The sequence below is a fragment of the Halarchaeum nitratireducens genome (assembly GCF_014647155.1).
GTDB classification, from domain to species: domain Archaea; phylum Halobacteriota; class Halobacteria; order Halobacteriales; family Halobacteriaceae; genus Halarchaeum; species Halarchaeum nitratireducens.
In genome coordinates, this window is the sequence record NZ_BMOQ01000016.1 from 1 (window position 1) to 5,508 (window position 5,508).

The window sequence follows — 5,508 nt, forward strand, 5'->3', positions numbered from 1 at the left end:
AGCTGGGTCAACAGGTTCGGCCCACCGACGTACACCTCGTTTCCATCGACGTTTGCGCGAACCCCTCGCCCTTTGATCGCCTCGAAGGCGGTCGCGTCGGGAGTAGTTAGGTCTCGCTCGTCGGCGGCCTCGCGAATCGCTCGCGCGATCATGTGTTCGGAGTCGCTCTCGACGGCTGCCGCCAGCGCGAGTGCGTCGTCCTCGTCGACACCGTTGACGGTCGCCATATCCACGACGCCGTGTTCGCCTTCGGTGAGCGTCCCTGTCTTGTCGAAGATGATGGCGTCCAGGTTCCGTGCGTCCTCCATCGCGATTCGGTCGCGGACGAGCATCCCGTTGCGCGCTGCAAGTGAGGTGTTGATCGCGACGACCAGCGGGATAGCGAGCCCGAGAGCGTGTGGGCAGGCGATGACGAGCACCGTCACGACTCGTTCGATTACCGTCGCGTCGAACGAGACTGCGACCGTCCACGCAATCGCGGTCACGACTGCCGCCCCGAGCGCGACGTAGAACAGCCAGCCGGCCGCGCGGTCGGCCAACACTTGCGTCTTGGACTTGCTCTGTTGAGCTTCCTCGACGAGGCGCATGATGCCCGCGAGTGTTGTCTCCTCGCCCGTCGCACCGACGCGAACACGGAGACTCCCGTCGCCGTTGATGGTGCCGCCGATGACCTCGTCGCCAGGCTCTTTCGAGACGGGCTTGGACTCGCCGGTGATCATCGACTCGTTGACGTCGGAGTCACCCTCCTCGACGGTGCCGTCAGCAGGGACACTCGCGCCCGGCCGGACGAGCACGAGATCGCCTTCCGAGAGCTCACTGACGGGAACTTCTTCGGTCTCCCCGTCGTCGGTGATACGCTCGGCGGTGTCTGGCATCAGTTTCGCCAGTTCGTCGAGCGCGCTGGAGGCCCGCCGGACCGACCGCATCTCGATCCAGTGGCCCAGCAGCATGATGTCGATCAGCGTGACGAGCTCCCAGAAGAACGCCGACTGCGTGGGGAAAATCACGCTCGCGAGGCTGTAGACGAACGCGACGGTGATCGCCATCGAGATCAACGTCATCATCCCCGGCGACCGGTCTTTCAGTTCCGGCAGCGCCATCCGGAGGAACGGCACGCCCCCGTAGGCGAAGACGACGACCGCGAAGACAGGGTTAATCCATTCACTGCCGGGGAACACGGGGACGGAGAAGCCGAGCCACTCCTGTAGTATTTCGCTATACAGGAGGACGGGAATCGACAGGAGCGTCGAAATGAAGAAACGCCGGCGGAACATCTGTTCGTGGCCTTCGTGCATCCCGCTATGGCCCTCGCCGTGTCCTTCGTGGGAACCGTGGCCGTGCCCGTCGCCCTCGTGTCCGGCGTGTTCGTGCTGCTCGTGGGACGCCATCTCACCTGCCGCAGCAGGGTGAGCTTCCTCCTCTAGTAGCTCCTGTTCTACCCCTTCCTCGTCCGATTCCGCGACCGCTTCATCGTGCTCACCGTGTTCGTGCTGGTGACTGGTGGTGTCCGGCTGGTCCTCTCCTCCCGGGGAATTCTCAGTTGTATCTTTGTGGTCGTCCATGAGTCATGTTCTCTATTGAGGTGGCTCCGCCGGCTTCCTGAATCTTCGGCCCTGAAACCGTACAGCAAGACCAGCGTATACAAGCTCCGAAGACAACGGTTAATCGTCGTCTCGAAGCGACTTGTGCTATCCGCAACGCACGATACTCAGGCGTGAGCGGTGTATCCCGCGTCTTCGACGGCCGCCACGAGGGCCGTGACCTCTGCGTCACCGTCGACACTTGCCTGTTCACTCTCCCTGTCGACGGTCACGGAAGTCACGCCAGAGACCTCTTCAAGGGCCTCTTCGACCGTCTGCTCACAGTGACCGCACGACATTCCTTCCACGGTGATGGTCGTCGTCATACAGAGGTACATACGGCTCCCTCTCTTTAGCGGATTTCCCCTTCGATTATACTGGTCTATTGGGGGTCAAACTTTAGATACCAAGCGATACGTGCAGCCGCAACGAACCAAATCTCAGATTCAGCAACTGACGATGTCGTGAAGACTCAGGTATCGTTGTGGCGCTCCAGATACGTCTTCGCCGCTAAAAAGACGTATAGTGCGCCGATAGCCCGAATACCCGAGCGGAATCGCTGGTTCCATTCGATCGACTCCGGACGCTCGTACAGGAACGCGGTGGCAAATCTTCGATACAGATCGGGAAACAGGAAGACGATAGCGCCGAACACACCGGTAAGATTCATCAGCCACGCGTATGCTCTCCCGTCGAGGAGGGAAATCGCAGCTATCAGAACGCCCTCAGACCGGATAGCTGGACGGACCCACCCTCTCACCGTTCCCTCGCTTGGATTCGCAATTGCGAGTTTCTCGAAGAGCTCGACGATTTCGTCCGGGAACAGCGCTGAGAGAGCGCCAAGGACACCCACGAGTGTTCGAATCATCCGATACGGTACGACTGAGACGGATATAATTCCCGCTGTGATCCTACACTCCCGAGAACGATGGGAGACCGAACAGTACCGGCTTCGAACCGAAGACGATACACAGAGACCGTTTTTCGAACGAACGTCCCGAATCCTCAGGGGTTCGGGGCATACAGGGCGTAGAGAATCGACAGCATCCCGGCGGCGGTGACGAGTGCTGCGACGAATCCTGCTTCGAAAATCGACACTTGGAAGATCTCGAAGAGCACGCCTTCAAGGAGGCCACCAAGACCGACCAGCGCGAAGCCAGCGGCGACGTACAGGAGTAACTGCGTGTGATGCCGTTGGTATCCGCGATAGGCCTGGTAGGCGATCACCAGCGCCAGGGCGGTCGTGAACAGCTTGCCGATGACGAATAACGTGTGTTCCATGAGTCAGTCTCCCCGCATTTCCTCGAAGATGGACGTGATCCGGTCGGCGGGGTCCGGCCGGACGTCGATCTGCACGTCGAACCCCTCCGCCTGCAGGAGTACTTCGACGCGTTCGAGGCGCGCTTCGTACTCGCTGTAGTGCCGGCCGCCCGGGTCGACGTGCGTGTACTCTTCGAGGAGGCCCTGCTCGACGAGGCGGGTGACCCGGCGCGAGACGGTCGGGCGTGACATATCGCATTCCTCGCTGAGTTCCTTCGCGGAGAGTCGGTCGGTCTTCGTCGCCACGAGGATGTCGCGGGCGTACTCGTCGTCGAGCGTGGCGAAGATGTCCGACGGGTCGGCCTCCCCAGTCACACTCCTCTAATCGCCACAGGAGGGTAATATAGTCCCCCGGTTTTCTGACTCAGAACGCCGGCTCGCTATTATATCGTCTCTACCCGCCTACTGATAGTTGAAGGTGCAATAATTATGTCCACACTCGACTCCGGCATGAACCAGCTTGAGAGCAAAGTCGGCGGCCTGACCGTCGGCGGGAAAGTCCACAGCCTCAGCGCGTGGTTCGTGCTGGCGCTCCGTCTCATGATGGGCTACGCGTTCGCGTACTCCGGGTTCACGAAGATCACCGGCGAGTTCGCGGCCGGTGGGTACCTCTCGAACGTTGCGGCGACGAACGGGAACCCGCTCGCAGGGATGTTCGCGTGGATGGGCTCGACGCCGTGGTTCGTCGAGTTCGCGAACGTCGCCGTGCCGTGGGGCGAGCTGTTCATCGGCCTCGGCCTGCTCGTCGGTGCGCTCGTCCGCCTCGCGGCGTTCTTCGGCGCGCTCATGATGCTCATGTTCTACTTCGGGAACTGGGACATGGGCCACGGGTTCATCAACGGGGACTTCGCGTACATGCTCGTGTTCCTCGCGGTCGCCGCGTTCGCCGCGGGCCGCATCCTGGGCCTCGACCAGTACATCGAGAACTACGACGTCGGCGGCGAGACGCTCGTCGAGCGCTACCCCGCCCTCGAATACATCCTCGGCTAACCACGCCGAGACCTTTGGGAGTACAACAATGCAAAATCCAATTCAAGCACGCGGGATTCGTTCTCTGGGACTCATCGTCGTTGGAGCGCTGGCTCTGGCCGTCGTCGCCGGAATGGCGCTAACACAGGCGACCGTCCCGGATGCAATGATGTGGAGCTGGCACGACGGCATGTGGAACGACGGCCACATGGCCGGATGGGGTAGCTGGGGCTGGGGGATGATGCTGTTCGGGCTCCTGTGGATGGCACTCCTCGTCGCCGTCCCCCTCGGTCTCATCTACTGGCTGGGGACGCGGTCGCAATCGAACGGCGCCGCCGAGGATAGCGCACTCGCCGTCCTCCAAGAGCGGTACGCTCGTGGCGAGATCGACGACGAGGAGTTCGACCGCCGTCGCGCCCGTCTCATAAGTGGACGGTAGCGGACGGCCGTTTCCTACTCGCTGACTTCAGTTTTCACGACGGTTGCCGGACGCGTCGTCAATCGAAGAACGCGGTCGGTGACACTTCCGAGCAACGCACGATATTCGTCCGGCCGACGTTTGGTACCGAGCACGAGGAGATCAGCGTCACAGTCGTCTGCGTGATTCACGATAGTCTCAGCGGGGCGACCATGTTGCATCGACATCTCGACGTCGACATCGGTCTCTGCGGCTCGACGTCGGAGCTCCGAAAGCGTCTCTTCGCCGTGTTCTTCGAGCCCGTGTTCGGGTCCTTCGGCCTCGTCGACGTATTCGTCCCCGCTGTACGCAGTCACGACATCCTCGTCGACGACATAGAGCACGTGAAGGACTGCGTTGTGAGCGGCTGCGAGCTCGAGTGCGTGCGTCTCAGCCTCTTCAGACGCGACAGTTCCATCGGTCGACAGGAGAATTCGGTCGTACATTCAGTCGGAATTCAAAGGCGGGTATCATAAATTCGGCCATTCGTCTTTAGCTAATACTCAGAGTAATACTGAATAGCATAGATCTGGGGGTGGATTTTGTTAGAACACGACCGCTATGGGCCGAAAATAGGGCCTCTAAAGAATCTGCATCGTCTACTATCAGTAGTAACAGCGGTTCAGTCGCTATATTCGCCCTAGTATTTCCTTCATACATAATATCTACACGAGATATTACCACTGGTCTTAGCTAAAGACGAATGTAAATTCGGCTTCCAATTCTCTCCGCCCAAGAGTCACGAGAGTATATTCAGTATGGTCACGTCAGCGGATGTGCCCAAGCACGACCGACGGACTCAATCGATACTGTAAATCCTCGACGAACTGTCCGTTAGTGGTCGTGTCCCTCCATCACCATCGGATGCCCGGTGGCGTATTCGTTGGGGTCCTCCTCGAAGGTTTCCTTGCAGGTCTGCGAGCAGAAGTAGTACGTCTCACCGTCGTGGGTCGCCGATGGCTCGCTGTCGTCAGTTCGCATCCCACAGACGGGATCACGGTACTGGCCAGGCGCACCGAGGCCGCGACGATACACGTACAGGAGAAAGCCGGAGAGCGCGAACGCAATGAGGTTGAGGTAGAACGTGTAGTTGACCTCGAAGTACGTTTGCTCGGTCGCCGTCTCGCCGCCCGCCAGATCTGGAACGATACCCAGCGCGTCGAACAGCAGCTCCATGAGGAA

The 5,508-nt window shown here is 60.2% G+C and carries 9 protein-coding genes; 2 read left to right on the forward strand and 7 right to left on the reverse strand.

Going from position 1 to position 5,508, the window contains the following annotated elements; all coding sequences use genetic code 11:
* The 5 genes from IEX91_RS16030 to IEX91_RS16050 form a co-directional block, all read right to left on the reverse strand.
* On the reverse strand, positions 1–1,562 hold a 1,562-nt coding region (locus tag IEX91_RS16030), incomplete at its 3' end, for a heavy metal translocating P-type ATPase (protein WP_188880222.1).
* 146 nt (positions 1,563–1,708) lie between these two features.
* A complete protein-coding gene (locus IEX91_RS16035) occupies positions 1,709–1,906 on the reverse strand; it encodes a CopZ family metallochaperone (protein WP_188880223.1) in 198 nt (65 codons plus the stop codon).
* A 146-nt stretch (positions 1,907–2,052) separates the two neighbouring features.
* Positions 2,053–2,448: a hypothetical protein gene (locus IEX91_RS16040; protein ID WP_188880224.1), complete on the reverse strand. Its 396-nt coding sequence runs from the start codon at positions 2,446–2,448 to the stop codon at positions 2,053–2,055.
* Between the two features lie 137 nt (positions 2,449–2,585).
* Positions 2,586–2,861 carry a DUF7521 family protein gene (locus IEX91_RS16045; protein ID WP_188870792.1) on the reverse strand — a complete coding sequence of 92 codons (276 nt, stop codon included), beginning with the start codon at positions 2,859–2,861 and terminating at the stop codon, positions 2,586–2,588.
* A 3-nt stretch (positions 2,862–2,864) separates the two neighbouring features.
* On the reverse strand, positions 2,865–3,215 hold the full coding sequence (locus tag IEX91_RS16050) for an ArsR/SmtB family transcription factor (RefSeq protein ID WP_188870793.1): 351 nt from the start codon (positions 3,213–3,215) through the stop codon (positions 2,865–2,867).
* 114 nt (positions 3,216–3,329) lie between these two features.
* Between IEX91_RS16050 and IEX91_RS16055 the strand changes: the two genes are divergently transcribed.
* Complete coding sequence (locus tag IEX91_RS16055) at positions 3,330–3,890, forward strand: DoxX family protein (RefSeq protein ID WP_188880225.1); 561 nt, start codon at positions 3,330–3,332, stop codon at positions 3,888–3,890.
* 112 nt (positions 3,891–4,002) lie between these two features.
* Complete coding sequence (locus tag IEX91_RS16060) at positions 4,003–4,308, forward strand: SHOCT domain-containing protein (protein WP_229732318.1); 306 nt, start codon at positions 4,003–4,005, stop codon at positions 4,306–4,308.
* 14 nt (positions 4,309–4,322) lie between these two features.
* Here IEX91_RS16060 and IEX91_RS16065 read toward each other — a convergent pair whose 3' ends face one another.
* Positions 4,323–4,772: a universal stress protein gene (locus tag IEX91_RS16065; RefSeq protein WP_188870799.1), complete on the reverse strand. Its 450-nt coding sequence runs from the start codon at positions 4,770–4,772 to the stop codon at positions 4,323–4,325.
* Positions 4,773–5,160: 388 nt separating this feature from the next.
* Positions 5,161–5,508: YHS domain-containing protein (locus tag IEX91_RS16070; RefSeq protein ID WP_188880226.1), on the reverse strand; the 348-nt coding region annotated here is incomplete at its 5' end.